Annotated in this window: 18 protein-coding genes and 1 pseudogene; 8 read left to right on the top strand and 11 right to left on the bottom strand. The window is 43.6% G+C overall.

Translation table 11 applies throughout. The features are described 5' to 3' along the window. Positions 1-50: 50 nt before the first annotated feature. The 3 genes from JUI58_RS15455 to JUI58_RS15445 all read right to left on the bottom strand — a co-directional run bounded on the left by JUI58_RS15455 (position 51) and on the right by JUI58_RS15445 (position 1,359). Positions 51-407 carry an SH3 domain-containing protein gene (locus JUI58_RS15455; protein ID WP_204104696.1) on the bottom strand — a complete coding sequence of 119 codons (357 nt, stop codon included), beginning with the start codon at positions 405-407 and terminating at the stop codon, positions 51-53. A 230-nt stretch (positions 408-637) separates the two neighbouring features. After that, positions 638-1,054, bottom strand: coding sequence for a PIN domain-containing protein (locus JUI58_RS15450; protein WP_204104695.1), 417 nt, complete (start codon positions 1,052-1,054; stop codon positions 638-640). Further along, the gene (locus JUI58_RS15445; RefSeq protein WP_204104694.1) at positions 1,051-1,359 is read right to left on the bottom strand and encodes a hypothetical protein; all 309 of its coding nucleotides are present in this window, start codon (positions 1,357-1,359) and stop codon (positions 1,051-1,053) included. The genes JUI58_RS15450 and JUI58_RS15445 overlap by 4 nt, the downstream gene beginning before the upstream one ends. Positions 1,360-1,541: 182 nt before the next feature. Between JUI58_RS15445 and JUI58_RS15440 the strand changes: the two genes are divergently transcribed. The 3 genes from JUI58_RS15440 to JUI58_RS15430 all read left to right on the top strand — a co-directional run bounded on the left by JUI58_RS15440 (position 1,542) and on the right by JUI58_RS15430 (position 2,364). After that, on the top strand, positions 1,542-1,766 hold the full coding sequence (locus JUI58_RS15440) for a hypothetical protein (RefSeq protein WP_204104693.1): 225 nt from the start codon (positions 1,542-1,544) through the stop codon (positions 1,764-1,766). 141 nt (positions 1,767-1,907) lie between these two features. Further along, entirely contained in the window at positions 1,908-2,129 is a 222-nt protein-coding gene (locus tag JUI58_RS15435) for a hypothetical protein (RefSeq protein ID WP_204104692.1), read from the top strand. Beyond that, positions 2,107-2,364: a hypothetical protein gene (locus tag JUI58_RS15430; RefSeq protein WP_204104691.1), complete on the top strand. Its 258-nt coding sequence runs from the start codon at positions 2,107-2,109 to the stop codon at positions 2,362-2,364. The genes JUI58_RS15435 and JUI58_RS15430 overlap by 23 nt, the downstream gene beginning before the upstream one ends. 155 nt (positions 2,365-2,519) lie before the next feature. Here JUI58_RS15430 and JUI58_RS15425 read toward each other — a convergent pair whose 3' ends face one another. From JUI58_RS15425 to JUI58_RS15410, 4 genes are all read right to left on the bottom strand, one after another. Then, on the bottom strand, positions 2,520-3,014 hold the full coding sequence (locus JUI58_RS15425) for a hypothetical protein (protein WP_204104690.1): 495 nt from the start codon (positions 3,012-3,014) through the stop codon (positions 2,520-2,522). Continuing rightward, entirely contained in the window at positions 3,011-3,172 is a 162-nt protein-coding gene (locus tag JUI58_RS15420) for a hypothetical protein (protein WP_204104689.1), read from the bottom strand. Before JUI58_RS15420 ends, JUI58_RS15425 begins: the two co-directional genes overlap by 4 nt. Before the next feature lie 369 nt (positions 3,173-3,541). Further along, positions 3,542-3,799, bottom strand: coding sequence for a type II toxin-antitoxin system prevent-host-death family antitoxin (locus JUI58_RS15415; RefSeq protein ID WP_204104688.1), 258 nt, complete (start codon positions 3,797-3,799; stop codon positions 3,542-3,544). Further along, entirely contained in the window at positions 3,796-4,104 is a 309-nt protein-coding gene (locus JUI58_RS15410; RefSeq protein ID WP_204104687.1) for a type II toxin-antitoxin system RelE/ParE family toxin, read from the bottom strand. The genes JUI58_RS15415 and JUI58_RS15410 overlap by 4 nt, the downstream gene beginning before the upstream one ends. 328 nt (positions 4,105-4,432) lie before the next feature. Here JUI58_RS15410 and JUI58_RS15405 point away from each other — a divergent pair. From JUI58_RS15405 to JUI58_RS15390, 4 genes and pseudogenes are all read left to right on the top strand, one after another. Next, positions 4,433-5,206, top strand: a pseudogene (locus JUI58_RS15405) (polyprenol monophosphomannose synthase); the annotation flags it as partial. Positions 5,207-5,363: 157 nt separating this feature from the next. Beyond that, entirely contained in the window at positions 5,364-6,251 is an 888-nt protein-coding gene (locus tag JUI58_RS15400) for a rhomboid family intramembrane serine protease (RefSeq protein ID WP_204104685.1), read from the top strand. A gap of 182 nt (positions 6,252-6,433) precedes the next feature. Continuing rightward, positions 6,434-7,819 carry an N-acetylmuramoyl-L-alanine amidase gene (locus tag JUI58_RS15395; protein WP_348539901.1) on the top strand — a complete coding sequence of 462 codons (1,386 nt, stop codon included), beginning with the start codon at positions 6,434-6,436 and terminating at the stop codon, positions 7,817-7,819. A gap of 131 nt (positions 7,820-7,950) precedes the next feature. Then, entirely contained in the window at positions 7,951-10,419 is a 2,469-nt protein-coding gene (locus tag JUI58_RS15390; protein ID WP_204104684.1) for an ATP-dependent Clp protease ATP-binding subunit, read from the top strand. A 118-nt stretch (positions 10,420-10,537) separates the two neighbouring features. Here JUI58_RS15390 and JUI58_RS15385 read toward each other — a convergent pair whose 3' ends face one another. Together JUI58_RS15385 and JUI58_RS15380 are read right to left on the bottom strand one after the other, a co-directional pair. Further along, positions 10,538-12,184 carry an ATP-binding protein gene (locus JUI58_RS15385; RefSeq protein WP_204104683.1) on the bottom strand — a complete coding sequence of 549 codons (1,647 nt, stop codon included), beginning with the start codon at positions 12,182-12,184 and terminating at the stop codon, positions 10,538-10,540. Between the two features lie 55 nt (positions 12,185-12,239). Next, positions 12,240-13,238, bottom strand: coding sequence for an ABC transporter substrate-binding protein (locus JUI58_RS15380; RefSeq protein WP_204104682.1), 999 nt, complete (start codon positions 13,236-13,238; stop codon positions 12,240-12,242). Positions 13,239-13,521: 283 nt separating this feature from the next. Between JUI58_RS15380 and JUI58_RS15375 the strand changes: the two genes are divergently transcribed. Further along, positions 13,522-14,802 carry a sensor histidine kinase gene (locus JUI58_RS15375; RefSeq protein ID WP_204104681.1) on the top strand — a complete coding sequence of 427 codons (1,281 nt, stop codon included), beginning with the start codon at positions 13,522-13,524 and terminating at the stop codon, positions 14,800-14,802. 53 nt (positions 14,803-14,855) lie between these two features. Here JUI58_RS15375 and prmA read toward each other — a convergent pair whose 3' ends face one another. Together prmA and serA are read right to left on the bottom strand one after the other, a co-directional pair. Further along, complete coding sequence (prmA, locus tag JUI58_RS15370) at positions 14,856-15,749, bottom strand: 50S ribosomal protein L11 methyltransferase (RefSeq protein ID WP_204104680.1); 894 nt, start codon at positions 15,747-15,749, stop codon at positions 14,856-14,858. A 77-nt stretch (positions 15,750-15,826) separates the two neighbouring features. Beyond that, a complete protein-coding gene (serA, locus tag JUI58_RS15365; protein ID WP_204104679.1) occupies positions 15,827-17,407 on the bottom strand; it encodes a phosphoglycerate dehydrogenase in 1,581 nt (526 codons plus the stop codon). Between the last annotated feature and the right edge of the window lie 313 nt (positions 17,408-17,720).

The raw sequence follows: 17,720 nt of genomic DNA, 5'->3' as shown, positions 1-17,720 counted from the left end.
GTTGATAAGTTGCTCAATAATGTTTTTACTAGACTAGAGTATTCATACTACTATAAATCATTTTGTACACATCGCAAACGTAAGAAATCTTCACGAATCCATCCTTTTGCTCCACTACCCGGAAAACCTACACGATACCAAGTATATCCTTGACGATCTGTTGCATAATCTAATTCTGGAGGTGATAATGTTAGGACATAAATCCTATCTCCAACAAGACCATATCCCAAACTGCGAGAATTGGTTCCGGGATTTGCTCGAAGTGTAATACGAGAGCCTGGATCGTTAGCAACCAATGTCGCAGAACAGTGAGAACGTTCCCTTGGAAAAGTATGTTGAGCTAACACAACTGTGGAAGCGGATAAGATAGTTACAGCAGTGACTCCAAACAGCAATGAGTTTTTCATCGTCCATTATTCTTATAACTCTAATTTGATTAAAGCATAAGTCAAGATTCAGGTCAAACCAAACTTTTCTAGTTGTCTCGCTTTTGTTGTTCTCGTCAGTTTTTGTAGATTAGTTTACAGAAGGTTTTTCCTTCCTCGATACTTTGACGCGATCGCGCTATCTCAATCTTTCGCGATCGCACTTCCCAATATTATCGATCGGCAAAGCGATCGCAACAAGCGATTAAATGTCAAGAATCAGCTATAATTTGCATGAGGCGATCGCAAGTCAGAATTTGCAGATCGTTAACCGGAAAGTCTTGAGGATTGCGAGTGACAATTGCATCTAAGCCATTCACAATCGCTGCACCATACTGAATTGCATCTTCAAAATCCTTAAAATTGGCTTGAAGTGCAAGTTCAATAACTTTGCGATCGCAAGTTGCAATCTGACATAAATTAAATAATCGACTCAAAAAAATAATTGCCCATTCTTTTCCTTTACTCTTGCGAATAATGTAGTAAAGATCGCTGATAGTAGAAGCTGAAACATATCCTACGATCTTCTGATTTTCGATGATTTCAAAAACATCCTCACTCAAAGAAAAAAATGGCTTGCGTTCAAGAGCATAATCTAAAATAATATTGGTATCAAGCAAAATTTTCATAGATTGTGCTTTTCCTGAAGATATTCCCATCTAGCGCGATCGTAATCTAAATTCATTGATACGGGATTGGTATCGGTAAACAAATCTTTAAATGTCTTAATTTTTGTTCTCGATGGTGTTTCAGACTGCATCTCTCGATCTAGTTCGCGAGTTTGCATCGTCGTTTTTTCCATCGTCGTTTTTTCCGATGTTGCAAAAGATTGCAAAATAATGATTTCTACTTTACCGGGATTTAAGTTGACGGGTTCGGAAACAATCAAGTGACCGGATTCATCGATTGCTCCTTCCAGTTTTAAGGCTTGCATAGCTTTTTACCAATGTTATTACCGATCGATTGTAAGCGATTTTCTTTCTGAGGTGCTATGCGATCGCGCTATCTCAATCTTTCGCGATCGCACTTCCCAATATTATCGACAAGCAAAGCGATCGCCGCATTTATTCGGTATCGCGATCGGGTAAAATAAAATTATAGCTATGCTTCACGAATATGAGTACATCAATCAGCATTACCTTAGATGACGAGATTCTCCGCTTTATCGATGAGCGATCGCGCGATCGCAGTCGTTTTATCAACGATCTGCTTTTGGCAGAAAAAAGGAGAGTTTTCCTGAAAGAATTGGCATTAGCTTATAAAGAACAGGCAAACGATCCAGAATTTCAAGAGGAAATAGCGATCTGCGAGCGGTTTTATTGTATGCTGCACGTAAGTTAGATCATCCAGTTCTTGTCGCATGATTATTTGGTTAAATGCTCATCTTTCCCCCGCGATCGCAACATGGATTACAAATGAATTGGGAATAACCGCTTACCTCCAATATAATACAATCAATAGATTGGAGATGCAAAAACCACAATGACAACCCTACAAGTAATTGAAACAGCAATTAAAAAATTAAGCGATCGCGATGTTCGTCAGCTTTTGGAATGGCTACAAACTCATGTAGACGATCGCTGGGAAAAACAAATGAAAGCAGATTTAGAAGTTGGTAAACTCGATCGTCTTATCGCTCGAGCAGAAGCAGATATCGAAGCTAATACAGTGAAGGAGATTGATGAAATCTTATACCACTCCTGACTTCTGGAAAACTTATGCTAAATTATCTAACGACGCTAAAGAACAATCTCAAAAAGCATATCAACTCTGGAAAGATAATCCATTTCATCCTTCTCTACACTTCAAAAAAGTTGGTAAAAATCTGTGGTCTGCTCGTATTAACCTTGATATTCGTGCATTAGCGCTCAAAAAAGATGAGGATTATTATTGGATTTGGATTGGAACTCACGATCAATACAATGCTATTTTGAGTTAGTAATTAGCGTAGTTTTTGTAACCCAACTTTAATCTTAATCGTGTTGGGTTTCGTTCCTCAACCCAACCTACAGAAATTTGTTTTTTCCTTCCTCAATACTTTGACGCGATCGCGCTTCCCAACCCTTTACAATTCTAACAAGCGATCGCAAGTCACTAAACGAACAACATTTCTCGATCTACGATTCCGGTCATAGGATTAATGATTAATGTTTCTCCCTCCAACATTTGAATCATTATATTTTCATCTTTCTGCAATAAAGCAATACCTTGATCGGGTAAATCTTCATGAAGTCGTAAAGAACAACCTGGATTAAAAAGAAAAATTTCTTCCTCCGTCAATACAGCAGTTATTTGTCCGATCGCTTGAATTTGAACTATGTTAATATTTAAAGGAAGAGACATCAAAATACGACCTGTCTCTAAAGCGATCGCGGCAACTTGGCGATCGACTCCCAACCAAACTGTATTTTGTTCTTCTGAGACGATAATAATCGGATCGAGAGAAACACTCGTCCAACTCATACCATAAATTCCTAAAGAATTCCCCAGATCGAGAGAAGCAAATCTTTTAGCATAATCATGAACAATAATTTTGCGAACTCCTTCAAGGCGATCGAATTCTAGCTTGCTAATATGAGTTAGTTTCATAAGTTATTTTTTGGATAAATTAAAACAACAATTGAGGTTACTTGAGGAATGTTTTCTAGATCGCCATTGGGATAAAAATAACGAACGATAATTGCTCCAGATCGCTCATTACCAATAATTTCTACCTTTCTAGATAGATTTATTCCATATTTTGTCACTTTTCGACTTTGAGGTAATTCGGGAGCATTTAAACCTTCTGCAAAGATTTGTAAAAGTCTTTCTCTTCCTTCTTGCTCTTCTCGAATTCCTAGCTAGCATTTTCAAATTTTCTAGATTATCGGAAGAACGTCGAGTATTATTGGGATTTGAAGATACACGACCGAAAAAGAAGTCAAACTTAGTGACTCTAATGGTAAATCCTTCCCCTTGGATAACTTCATCCATTAGACAACAGCCAATAAACTTATAGTATTATCGCATATTTTTGAAGCAAGGAAATTGCACTCATCATGAGAATCGAGAGATGATTTCAAAAACATATCAGTTTTAAGGCTTGTATAGCTTTCGCCTTTCTGTTACAAAAGAAATTAAGTCTCGTATTTTGCTCTCATTTCCTCGATAGTTTTAGTTTTTCCTTCCCTGAGACTTTGACGCGATCGCGCAATACGATCTTGAAATCTTGGATCGCGTAATAATAATTCTTCCCACCAATCCTCGGTATCTTCCCAACCCATTAAAACTCCGATGGGCTTACCATCCCGAGTAATAATAACATTATCTTTTTCTGCAATTTTCAGATAGTTAGAAAAATCCCTGGCAATGCGATCGATTGAAACTTGTTTCATGATTCTCCTATACCATATTCAGCAAGCCAATTAATGACTTGTTCTTTCTCCTTGATGGCTAAGATTTCCACCACTCCATCAGTTACAGTGTATACGACATTATAGAAAACGCGCAAATCTTCAACTCGCAGCCGATATTGCGGCCATTCTAATCCTTGTAACCGCTTAATGCGACTTTTGCTCATTTTTTCAGGTTCGTATCTCAGATGAATTTCAATCGCATCAAGAATCTTAGCGCGATCGCTGGCTTTAAGTTCGTCGATATCTTCTTCTGCCTCAATAGTAAAAACAATCTCAAATCTCACGTCCAGTTGTCTAATTCAATGGCTATTAAAAATTATAGCAGGCGATCGCACTTCCCAATATTATCGACAAGCAATGACAACCCTGCAAGTAATTGAAACAGCAATTAAAGAATTAATGGCAAACTATAAAAAAACAGCGTAACCCAACTTTAATCTTAATCATGTTGGGTTCTGTTCCTCAACCCAACCTACAGAAAAATGAGAAAATGCTCATCTTTTCTCCGCATCAAAAAGCAGATCAACGCACTCCAAACTTGATTACCAACTAAGACATCTATGGTATCCTGAATGGCAACGATCGCAACCATAACAAAATACCTTTAAAAGAATGTCTCATTCTCTTCTACCCGTCCCTACTGGACGATTATTGATTCCGGGTGCTAATTCTTTCTCCTTACAAGAGAAACCGTTAAAATTCTCCTTAATTATTCCCACCTATAAAGAAAGCCAAAATATCAGAACGATTGTCAAACAATTAACTCACCTAATAGATCAAAAAATCCCGAACCAATATGAGTTAATTATTGTTGATGATAATAGTCCCGATCGCACTGGGGAAATTGCTTTAGAGGTAGCTAAATCCTACCCTCAACTTAAAGTAATGTGTCGTCAAAACGAAAAAGGACTCTCGACGGCAGTTATACGAGGCTGGCAAATGGCTCAGGGTGAAATATTGGGGGTCATTGATGCAGACCTGCAACACCCGCCAGAAATCCTTTTACAACTATACGAGAAAATGGAATGCAAAGCCGATCTTGCCGTTGCCAGTCGTCATATTGGAGGAGGAGGAGTGAGTGAGTGGAGTTTAATGCGTCGTTTTCTCTCTCGGGGCGCTCAACTCTTGGGACTCATTATTGTGCCTCAAGTGGTTGGTCGCGTTTCTGATCCCTTAAGCGGTTATTTTCTCCTGCGTCGCGATGCCATTCAAGGACGAGAAATGAACCCGACAGGCTATAAAATTTTGCTCGAAGTTCTCGGTCGTGGCAAGATTGAGAACATTAAAGAAGTGAGTTATATCTTTCAAGAACGCACCAAAGGAGAAAGTAAAGTCACCATTAAACAATATCTCGAATATATTCAGCACTTATGGCGGCTAAGATTTCCTAGCTGGTCATTAAGGCGATCGCTGCGATACAGTCAAGTTATTCTCAAAAGCAGCCGAAGACGGCGATCGCGCTTAAGCAAAAAAAATCAGCCCATCCTACCCCTCTCAAACTCGCGCTAAGATACGAATATCCCTCCAGAATTGAGAAGTTTTGATGCTAAAACGTCAAACCAGTGGTCCGGTTAGCTGTCCCTCCTGCTCTAAAATTGTCGCCGTCGAAGTCAAAACTTGTCCTCACTGCGGGCGACGAAATCCCGGAATGTGGGGATACAGAAGGAGTTTGCAACAATTGGGGAATGATTTTGGCATTATTCCCATTATTACCTGGGGTTGTATTGCTCTTTATATTGCCGCCCTTGCGATCGCCCCTGAAGAGATCGGTTTGGGGGGCGGAGGTCAAGGTTTAAATAGTTTATTGGGCTTTTTGTCCCCTAGCAATCAAAGTCTCTTTATTTTGGGTTCAACGGGATCTATTCCCATCTTTCAATTCGGTCGTTGGTGGACGGTATTGAGTTCGTCTTGGCTACATGGTAGTTTACTCCATATTCTCTTCAATTTGCTCTGGATTCGCCATCTCGCCCCCAGTGTTGCTAAATTCTACGGTGGGAGTCGTTTGACCATTCTTTATGTCGTTGCTGGCATTACTGGAGCCTTACTCACCAGTCTTGCAGCCACGGGTCTAGTTTCCTTACCGCCCATTTTGCAGGGCGCATCCTTCTCCGTCGGGGCATCTGGGGGAGTTTTTGGCTTATTTGGGGCAATGGTGTCCTACGGACAAACCACGAAAGATAGCGAGATTCGGAAAATAGGCTTAATTTATGCGGCGATCGGTTTTGCCTATGGTTTACTCGTTCCCCGAGTCGATAACTGGGGACATTTTGGCGGTTTTATCGGGGGGTATTTAGTGACAAAATTACCTGGGTTCAATCCTCATAAAAAAGAAGGGAACACTCATTTACTGGCAGCGATCGCCTTGCTCTTAGCTTCATTTCTCAGTGTTATTGCTTCTGTAGTTCACACTTATCTCTTTCTATCCCGTTAATTACAAGAAACAAACAAAATAAAACTTAAAACTATTTTTTTATCCCCCCAACCCCCATATCCTATTTTGAGCTTTGTCTGCCATAATCGAATACTCTAGGATTCTCAATGAGGCGACATTGAGATATTCCTTGTTCTGCTTTGATTCATCGCCCCCTACCCCTGACGATTGGAGTGCGCCTTGTGAAACTTCGTTGGTATATCCTCAGCGTGCTAGCTGCCGTCTTTTTTGCTCTACCCGCAGAAGCAACGCGATTACTATTTTGGGACTTCGATCGCGATCGCAATAGTCTCAGTTTCACCACCGATGGCAGCGTGCGACCGACAGTGAGATTAATTTCCGATCCCACGCGCTTAGTTATCGATCTACCCGGTACCGGCATCGGTCGCAGCGAGAGTCAGCGAGTAGGAGGTGCGATCGCCAGCGTGCGGGTCGGACAGCCTGATGATAGAACGACCCGCCTAGTGGTAGAACTCGCACCAGGATATTTTCTCGATCCCCAACAGGTAAAAATTGCTGGAACTCCTTCCCAATGGACGATTCAACTCCCCTCCCCTCAACGTTCTCGTGGGACATTTGAACCCCTCTTGCAGGGCGTTCCGGAATGGTTTCAAATCACTCAAAATGGCTTTTTTATTCGCCTGCGCGATCGCGATCGCCCCCAAGAAATAACCGTCGATCGCAGGGATAGTAACAGACAACTTGATATTGACTTAAAAGGAGCGAGGGTGCGATCGGAGGACTCCTCAAAAACATTTACTGTTAATCGCTATGGGGTCGAAGAAGTTCGCTTCAATCAATTGGGAAATAATGCCCGCATTACCCTAACTCTTAATCGGAATAGTCCGCGCTGGGAAGTCTCTGATAGTCGGGGCGGAGTCTCCATCGTTCCCGAACAAGGAAGTGAGATTTTAAGAGAGCCGCCCCCCGAACTGTTATCCCAAACAAGAGAAATAATTATTCCCGTCCCCTTACCCACTCAACCGACAATTCCCGATCGCACTAATTTTCCCCAACCCAACGGACGCGCCCTCGTGGTTCTCGATCCCGGTCATGGGGGAAAAGATCCAGGGGCGATCGGTATTGGCGGTTTGCGGGAAACCGATGTAGTTTTACCCATCTCTTTAGAAATTGCTCAAATTTTGCGCGATCGCGGCATAAATGTGGTCATGACGCGCTCAGACGATCGCTTTATCAGCCTACAGGGGCGAACAGATATGGCCAACCAAGCCCGAGCCGATATTTTCACCAGCATTCACGCTAATGCGGTTGGTGATGCTCGTCCAGAGGTCAACGGTTTGGAAACTTATTATTATTCTCGGGGCTATCGTTTAGCGCAGATCGTTCACCAAGCTATTCTCGAAACAGTTCCCATAGCGCGAAATCGCGGCATTAAGCAAGCGCGATTTTATGTCTTGAGGAATACCGCTATGCCTTCCATTCTTGTGGAGGTGGGTTTTGTGACCGGACAAATCGACTCTCGCAACTTAGCCAACCCCGCCTATCGCAGCCAAATGGCTCAAGCGATCGCCCTCGGAATTCTACGCTATCTGCAACAATATCCCTAAATTACCGCAATTCTCTTGTACCCAGAATTTTAAATCCTACCGTAATAACCGATCGCAACAAAAACAACGGGGATCGGATTGGCCTGTGCTAGAATGGGCTGACAACGGGCAAGCAACAGGGATGATAGGTCATGTTTGAACGCTTCACAGAAAAAGCCATCAAGGTCATTATGTTGGCTCAGGAGGAGGCGCGTCGCTTGGGTCACAACTTTGTCGGCACCGAGCAGATTCTCCTGGGTTTGATTGGCGAGGGAACGGGCGTGGCTGCCAAGGTTCTCAAGTCCATGGGCGTTAACCTCAAGGATGCCAGAATCGAAGTCGAAAAAATTATCGGTAGAGGTTCTGGTTTCGTTGCTGTAGAAATTCCCTTTACCCCTAGAGCCAAGCGCGTCTTAGAATTGTCTCTAGAAGAAGCTCGTCAACTCGGGCATAATTACATCGGCACGGAACACTTACTTCTCGGTTTGATTCGCGAAGGAGAAGGGGTTGCGGCACGGGTTTTGGAGAATTTGGGGGTAGACCTCTCCAAGGTCAGAACTCAGGTGATCCGGATGTTGGGGGAAACTGCGGAAGTGCCTGCTAATGCGGGACCCGGCGGACGCACGAAAACACCAACCCTGGACGAGTTTGGTTCCAATTTAACGCAAATGGCCGCCGATGGCAAGCTCGATCCCGTCGTCGGACGGGTTAAGGAAATCGAGCGGGTTATTCAAATTCTCGGTCGTCGCACCAAAAACAATCCTGTCTTAATTGGCGAACCAGGGGTGGGGAAAACCGCGATCGCCGAAGGTTTGGCCCAGCGTATTGCTCAACAAGATATTCCTGATATTCTCGAAGATAAGCGCGTTGTCACTCTTGACATTGGCTTATTGGTCGCCGGCACCAAATATCGAGGAGAATTTGAGGAACGCCTCAAAAAAATCATGGATGAAATTCGCTCGGCGGGTAATGTGATCTTGGTCATTGACGAGGTTCACACCCTGATCGGAGCCGGTGCCGCAGAAGGGGCGATCGATGCAGCAAATATTCTTAAACCCGCTTTAGCGCGAGGGGAATTACAGTGCATCGGCGCGACAACTCTCGATGAATATCGCAAGCATATCGAGCGAGATGCTGCCCTAGAACGCCGTTTCCAACCGGTTATAGTGGGAGAACCCAGCGTTGAAGAAACGATTGAAATTCTTTATGGTTTGCGGGAACGTTACGAACAGCACCACAAGCTGAAAATTTTAGACGAGGCTTTAGAAGCAGCAGCGAAATTGTCCGATCGCTACATCAGCGATCGCTATCTCCCAGATAAGGCGATCGACCTGATTGACGAAGCGGGTTCTCGGGTGCGCTTAATTAATTCTCAGCTTCCCCCAGCCGCGAAGGAATTAGATAAGGAATTGCGACAAATCCTCAAACAAAAGGATGATGCCGTCAGGGCGCAGGATTTTGATAAAGCTGGGGAATTGCGCGATCGCGAAATGGACATCAAGGCGCAAATTCGCACCATCGCTGCTGCCAAGAAAAATGAAGATGGTAGCGAGGAAGAGGGTCCTCACGTTGATTCGGAGGAAATTGCTCACATTGTTGCCTCTTGGACTGGCGTTCCGGTGCAGAAGCTCACGGAAAGCGAGTCCGAAAAGCTCATGAAGATGGAAGATACCTTGCATCAGCGCTTGATCGGTCAAGAGGATGCGGTAAAAGCCGTTTCTCGTGCCATTCGTCGCGCTCGGGTGGGCTTGAAAAATCCCAACCGACCCATTGCTAGTTTTATCTTCTCCGGTCCGACAGGGGTAGGAAAAACCGAATTAACCAAGTCTCTCGCGGCCTATTTCTTTGGCTCGGAAGATGCAATGATCCGGTTGGATATGTCGGAATATATGGAACGCCACACGGTGTCCAAGTTAATCGGCTCGCCACCGGGTTATGTAGGTTACAACGAGGGGGGACAACTCACAGAAGCCGTCCGTCGTCGTCCCTATACCGTCGTTCTCTTTGATGAGATTGAAAAGGCGCATCCCGATGTCTTTAATATGCTCTTGCAAATCCTTGAAGACGGTCGCCTAACGGATGCTAAAGGTCGCACGGTGGACTTTAAGAACACTTTGTTAATTATGACCTCAAACATCGGTTCTAAGGTGATTGAAAAAGGTGCTGCGGGGTTAGGGTTTGAGTTTAGCGATAACCAAGACGATGCCCAATATAATCGCATTCGTTCTTTGGTGAATGAAGAGTTGAAAAACTACTTCCGTCCCGAGTTTCTTAACCGTCTCGATGAGATTATTGTCTTCCGTCAGTTGAGTAAGGATGAAGTGAAAGAAATTTCCGAAATCTTGCTCAAAGAAGTGTTCCAACGCTTAACGGAAAAAGAGATTATCTTAACGGTTACGGATAAATTCAAAGAACGCTTGGTGGAAGAGGGATATAATCCCAGTTATGGGGCGCGTCCTTTACGCCGGGCAATTATGCGCTTGCTGGAGGATGTTCTCGCTGAGGAGATTCTTTCTGGTCGCGTTAAGGAAGGCGATAAAGCAGAGGTTGATATTGATGAAGATAACAAAGTTATCGTTCGTCCTCAACATCAATCTAGGGTTCTTTTAGAAAAGAGTTAAAACTTATTTTTGAGAAGAGTTAGAAAGGGGCGCGATCGCGCCCCTTTTTTTGTGCTATTTTTTTATTGGTCGTGTAAAAAATTGAGTTCATACCAAATCCAGTTACCGTAGACTATCATCATCCAATCCCCTTAAGCAAATCGAGTTTTAAAGGAATCTCAATGATAAATTTTGCTCCCTCTCCAATCGCAGAATGGCACTCTAATTTTCCCTTATGTCTTTCGACAATAACTTGATAACCGATCGATAGTCCCAGTCCTGTCCCACTCCCAATAGGTTTAGTGGTAAAAAAAGGATCGAAAATGTGCTTTTGTGTTTCTGGATCGATACCCTTACCATTATCCGCGATCGCGATCTGAACCCAGCAATTGTCGATCGATTGGGTTTGAATAACAATAGCAGGATTTTGAAATTCTTTATTCTCTCGTGCTGTTTCAATGAGAGCATCGATACTATTATTTAAAATATTGAAAAAAACTTGATTTAATTGTCCTGCATAACACTCAATTTCAGGCAAATTATGGTAGGATTTGACAATTTTAATTTCTGGAATACCTCGATCCGATTTTAAGCGATGTTGCAAAAATAAAATCGTACTATCAAGACTTTGATGAATATCAACCATTTTATTTTGAGCCTCATCTAAACGAGAAAATGTTCGCAATCCCACCACAATTTCTTTAACGCGATTAGCTCCACTTCGTATCGATTTGAGCAGTTTGGGTAAGTCTTCGTTAATAAAGTCAAAATCTATTTCTTCTAATTTATCCTCAATTTCTGGTATGGGATTAGGATAAAATTTTTGATAATCGTTGATAATATCTAGTAAATCTTGCGTATATCGATCGACATGGGGAACATTGCCATAAATAAAATTGATAGGATTATTAATTTCGTGAGCAACTCCGGCCACCATTTGCCCTAAACCAGACATTTTTTCAGATTGAATCAATTGCGATTGAGTCTGTTTAAGTTCTCTGAGAGTTTGTTGTAAGGCTTCCTGCTTTTTTTGGATTTCCTCAATCATCTGATTAAAGGCAACAGCAATACAATATAGTTCATCTGAGCCTTTTAATCTAGCCCGAATTGTCAAATTTCCTCCAGATAATCGTTGACTTGTTTTCACCAAATGCGATGCTCGTTTGGTCACAATGTTATCAAAGAAAAACCAGAGTAATGTTCCCAAAATGGCGATCGCAATTCCATACCCCAGCGATCGCCTTGTGGCATCTCGATAAGCTATAGCTCGAGTAATCCTTAAATCGTATTCAACTGCTAAAATCCCTACACGCTCGGGAAAAGTATTCCCCACCTTAAACTCCAACCCAACTGGATGAAACATCCACAGTGTTTCTCGATCTTTTCTTAATTGTACTTCTGCTCCTACTTGACGGCGAGCCTGAGTCATTTTCTCCCTAAAAGAAGAAGCATTGGTTTCTTCAATAGAGTGATCGCGCAGCGATCGCTGAGTAGACCATAAAACACGATCGTTCTCATCGAAAATTAAAGCGATATTAATGTTGTGAGCACCTGCTAATTGATCGATGAGAATATCTATCCCTCGCTCATCGCGATCGCGATAAAGATATTCTAATAAACCCACAGTTTGATTTCCTGTAAAAATAGCTTGTCGAGTCATATCTGCTTCTCCCCGCTCGAGAGCGAGAGAGATTTCACGTTGAAAAGATACCGCACTAAACACGGTACCAAACAGGAGAAGAATTATGGAAATAGAAAATCGTAGAGGAAAAGGAAAGCGAGTCATAGACGACAGAGAGATCAATATTTATTTCTTGAGAAAAATACAATTGTATCTAGATTTAAGATTGCTCGATCACCTTAACAAAGCGATCGTCAAATAAATTGTCCAGATCGACTTTTTGTTTCAGGGATTCCTGCTCGATTAGAAAAGTAGTTAATCGTTTTGCTCCCTCATGTAATTCCATATCTTGTCCAGAGAGCAAGCCTTTATTCTTCTCCAAATCCATAAGGCGCAATCCTTTCAGAGATTGGGTAAATTCTTCTTGGCTAATCCCTTGACGATCTGCCATCCGTTGCACTGCATCATCAGGGTTTTTCTGAATGTATTGTAAGGCTTTAAACCAACCTTCCGCTAAGGTTTGAAGTTTCTGGGGGAATTTGTCTTGTGTCTCTTGGTAACTGAGGAGAACATCGACAACTTCACCAGGCATTTGACGAGTATCGAAAAGTAAATTTGCCCCTTGTTGGAGTAGTTTGGAGAGAAGAGGATCGTAAGTAATAATAGCATCTATTTCCTTGTCCTCAAAAGCAGTTTCTGGCTCAATCCCATCTAAAGAAACTTGTTTGACTGCATCGAGAGGCAAATCCACACTTTGTAATGCACGGGTAAAAACGAGTAGGGATACAGCCTCGGGGGTTAAACCGACAGTACGATCTTTCAAGTCTTGAATACTTTTAACCTCAGATTGTCCCACTAGCGCATCCCCACCATTAGAAGTATCTAAGAGTAGCCATAGTCGCAAATCGTTATTTCGTTCTGCACGCAGTAGAGCGCTATCCAAAGTTGACGATAATACATGGATTTCACCATTATCAAATGCTCGTCGCATCTCAGCGATACCAGAATACTCAATAATCTCAAGGGGAGCATCATTAAAATAGCCTAGATCGCGAGCTAAATAAAGAGGTTCATATCCCGTCCAACTGGTCAGACCAATTTTTAAAGGTTGTTGGGGACTGGTATTACAAGCGACAAAGAAACAAGTTAGGAAAGCGATCGCCGAAAAGATAAGTCTGTGAGGAATGCGAGAATACTTCATGGGACTCATTTCAGTCATTCATTTTTCTCAGTATAACCTGACTTTTTTTACTTTAGAGGTGACAAGGAGGCTGAAAAGTAGAGAGAGTAGGAATTTGAGCAAACATCCCCAAAAAAGATTGCGATCGCCTATACTTTAGCTTTTAGCTACTTTATCAATAGGACTTGAGGGTGAAGTTTTCCTGTGACTTTTGACCCGAGGTTTGAGGTGCGATCGCCCGTAGATTAACCAAGTTGGGCAATGTTAAGCTATTTTTAAATGGCGATCGCACCTCAATGGGATCGCACCCTTTTATTTACCCATGCTCAAAAACGAACTTTGGCGCGATCGCTCTTTCCGTCTTCTACTGTACCTTGAATGGATTCTCTTAGGAATTGCTCTCATTGCCACCCTTTCCCCACAAAATTTACCCCCCCCTCATCGTTTGGGTTGGCAAACACCTCCTCCTCTGCGATCGCAACCTTTCCCCATCGGTGCGATCGGCTGTATTGGCTTATTGGGATTACTAGGATTGCGTTTGCCAACAGGAGGAAGACTGCAAAAAATCCTCTATGTGGCTTTAGGGTTTGGGTTATGTTGGTTGGCAATTTTCCTCGGCGGTCGCAGGGAATCCCTCTTTTTTGCCCTATTATTAATTGTTGTTATTCGCGCTTGTATTCTCTTCCCTTGGCCGGGACGTTTAACTGTTGCTTTATGTGCTTACGGATTCTTTATTCTGCGCCTCATCTTGAGAATTTATTGGGTTGTTCAGCGCCATAATGCCATTAGGCCAGGAGAAATTGCTTCGGAATGGTTGCGAATTGCTTTTAGTTTTGCTATTAATTCTGCCTTACTATTTGGGCTAGTTTTAGCCTTTGTTTTGTTAATGGTCGGGGCGTTACTTTCAGAACGTCAAAGCCGTCAAGCACTGACTAGCGCTAACGATCGCCTCCGCAAATATTCCCTGTTAATCGAAAATCAAGCCACCCTACAAGAGAGAACCCGCATCGCCAGAGAAATGCACGATTCTGTCGGCCATTCTCTCACAGCCCAAAGCATTCAACTGGAAAACGCCGCCCTCTATTTTGCCCAAAATCCGGAAAAAGCCCGCTATCATCTCACAGAAGCGCAACGTTTGAACAAAGAAGCTCTCACAGATGTGCGTCAGTCTGTAGCCAGTTTGAGAAACCCTCCTTTACAAGGGCGATCGCTGGATTTGGCCTTAAAAAAATTAATCCGAGAATTTCAACAAACTACCCAGATCGAGGTTATTTCGCAATGTAGGGGTTTGGTCTCCAAACCCTCCAAACCCCTACATCCAGAAATTCAAACCGTTCTTTATCGCGTCGTCCAAGAAGCCCTCACTAATATTACTAAACATAGTCAAGCCGATCGCGTCGAATTAGAGATATCCTCGAGTGCGATCGCCATCGATCTAGAAATCAAAGACAACGGTACAGGATTTGAACCGTGCGAAAATACGACAGGTTTCGGCTTGCAGGGAATGCAAGAACGAGTTGAAGCCTTGGGAGGGCGTTTTTCTCTTCACAGTCAGCCTGGTTTAGGCTGTCAAATTTGCATTAACATTCCGGCGATCGGTTGATAGTTGAGTTGATAGTTGAGGAAATATTGAACAAACCGATCGCCCCTCCCCCATCAGGATCTCCGCACATTAAAACAGCACCACTCTCCTCTCCGCCAGAGGGTTGCCACTATCCAACCTTCTTCCTCGAGGCGATCGGCAATGGGTTTAGCTTGGTCGAGGAGAATGCCACTGAGAATACCCCAGCCTTTAGGCTTGGTAATCTCAGTCATTTGGGGAATCATTTCGATAATCACTTCCGCCAAGATATTACAAACAATACCATCGACCTGTCCTCCTGCTAAAGAGAGAATGCGATCGATACTTCCCTTTTGTGCGATTAAATGTTGAGCATCAATGTGATTGAGATCGCGGTTAACCTCCGTGGATTTAATCGCCATCGCATCCGTATCTACCGCGTAGGCTTGCTTTGCCCCGATTAAAATCGCGCCAATAGAGAGAATACCCGAACCGCAACCAATATCTGCGATCGCGATTTCTTCCTTTTCCTCCCCCCAAATCCGCATTTCCAGCGCCTCCAAACAGAGTTGCGTCGTGGGATGAGTCCCCGTCCCAAAAGCCGCCCCAGGATCGAGACGAATGATCGCGCGATCGCTATCCTCTGGGGGAGTCAACCACACCGGATAAATCAAAAAGCGATCGCCCACCTCCTGCGCCTGCCAATACTTTTTCCAGGTACTCCCCCAATCTTCCTCATCAATTAACTTCCATTGCGTCATCGGTAGCGGCATCTCCACCGCCAAGGCATCTTGACGCAACCAGAGAGACAAAGCCGCCAAATCCAAAGAACGCGCCAAACCCTGCGGGAAATATGCCCTCATCGACAAAGACTCCCCTTGTCGTTCGCTAGCCGTCCCCTGACAGCCAAACTTATCCAGCCGCCAAAAAACCAGATCCTCTAAGATCGGTTCGCACAGAACATGAATTTCCCACCAGTTATTTGACATTGTGTTTGAATTGGTAATTGGTAATACTTGTCTCCTCTTCCCCTATTGCCTGTTGCCTATTTGTTGCCTGTTGCCTGTCAAAGCATCACCGTATAAGCATCATTAATGCCAGGAATTTCGGTAATTTCTTTCAACAATTCATCGGGAAGAGGATCGTCCAAACTCACCGCCATGATCGCATTACCCCGCACAATTTGACGACCCACCTGCATACTGGCAATGTTGACATTAAAATTACCTAACAGCATTCCCAGCCTGCCGATAATACCAGGCATATCCCGGTGTAACGTGAAGAGCATATGGGAACTGGGAGGTAAATTAATGGGAAATCCATTAATATTCGTTACCCGAATGTCCCCATCCTCCAGCAAAACTCCCGTGACAGAATGTTCTCCCAAAGAACCTCGCGCGTCGAGATGCAAAGACCCCGAATAGTCAGAAGAAGAAGCATCTTTGGTTTCAATCACCCGAATGCCCCGTTCTTTGGCCTCAATACTGGCATTCACATAGTTTACTCGTTCCCTCAGAGCTTGATAAAGCAATCCTTTCAAAGCCGCAACAACAATCGGTTGACTTTGTTCGGTGGCTAAAATCCCCTGCAAGCGGACGGTAAAATGATCGATGCGTCCCCCCGCCAATTGTCCGACTAAATTCCCTAATGTTTCTGCTAATTGTAAATAGGGCTTGAGTTTTTCCATCACTTTAGGATTCAAACCGGGAATATTGACCGCCGATCGCGCTGGAAGTCCTAATAAAACATCCCGAATTTGTTCGGCAACATCTACAGCAACGTTAACTTGGGCTTCAGCCGTGGAAGCGCCCAAATGGGGCGTAAGGACAATGTTTTCGCCTACTTCTCGTAAAGGCGATTCCCCCAAAGGTTCGCTATCAAAGACATCTAAAGCCGCACCCGCAATTTTGCCTGTTTTTAAGGCTTCAGCCAGAGCAGTTTCATCAATAATCCCACCTCGGGCGCAATTAATAATGCGAGTGGTGGGCTTCATTTTAGCAAGAGCCTCCGCATTAATTAAATTTGCCGTTTCAGGAGTTTTAGGGACGTGGAGGGTAATATAGTCGGACTCTCGGAAAAGAATATCCAAATCCACTAAACGACAGCCTAACTGTTCGGCGCGTTCGGAAGAAATAAAGGGATCGTAAGCCAGAATTTTCATGTCCATCGCTTTTGCTACAGTGGCGACATGAGAGCCAATTTTACCCAAACCGACGACCCCGAGGGTTTTGTGGGAAACTTCGGCACCGACAAAACGCTTGCGATCCCACTGACCCTCTTTCAAAGATTGGTTGGCAGAGGGGATGTGACGAGAGAGGGATAGCATCATCGCTAGGGCGTGTTCTGCGGCGGCGGTGGTGTTACCCTCGGGAGAGTTAACAACGACGATGCCTCGGCGTGTAGCGGCAGGAATATCGATGTTATCAACTCCGACCCCTGCACGTCCGATAATTTTTAATTGGGTTCCTGCGTCGATGACTTCTTGAGTTGCTTTGGTTCCCGATCGCACCATGAGGGCATCATATTCAGGAATAATTTTTATCAGTTCTTCTAGGGGAAGTTTGGTTTTGACATCAACTTGAGCAACTTGAGAGAGAATGTCAATCCCTGCTTGGTCGATGGGGTCAGAGACAAGAACTTTGGCCATAATGATAAAAACAAATTTAAAAAACTACAAAGTAGGAAATTTTCAGGAATGCAGTAGGCATTGTAGCGAGAAATGCACCATAATAAGGAGTTTGTTGCAAAGATTTTGAATTTTTCGGGTTTGTCAGGAACCTCAGCCTAAAGGCGTGAGGCTTGAAAGAGAAATCTAACAGGCCATTCTGACCAGACTAAGTACCCCGCGTACTACGTTATTTTAGTCACGACACCTTGGAATGCGAAGCTAGTTCCCCGCTCTGTCGTTAGCAGTTAAACAATTTTAAGGTCACTGAAATAGTGCTGCTAACCTAACAAGC

The sequence above is a fragment of the Spirulina sp. CCY15215 genome (assembly GCF_016888125.1).
Taxonomy (GTDB): domain Bacteria; phylum Cyanobacteriota; class Cyanobacteriia; order Cyanobacteriales; family Spirulinaceae; genus CCY15215.
This window is presented reverse-complemented; position numbering and strand designations above follow the sequence as displayed.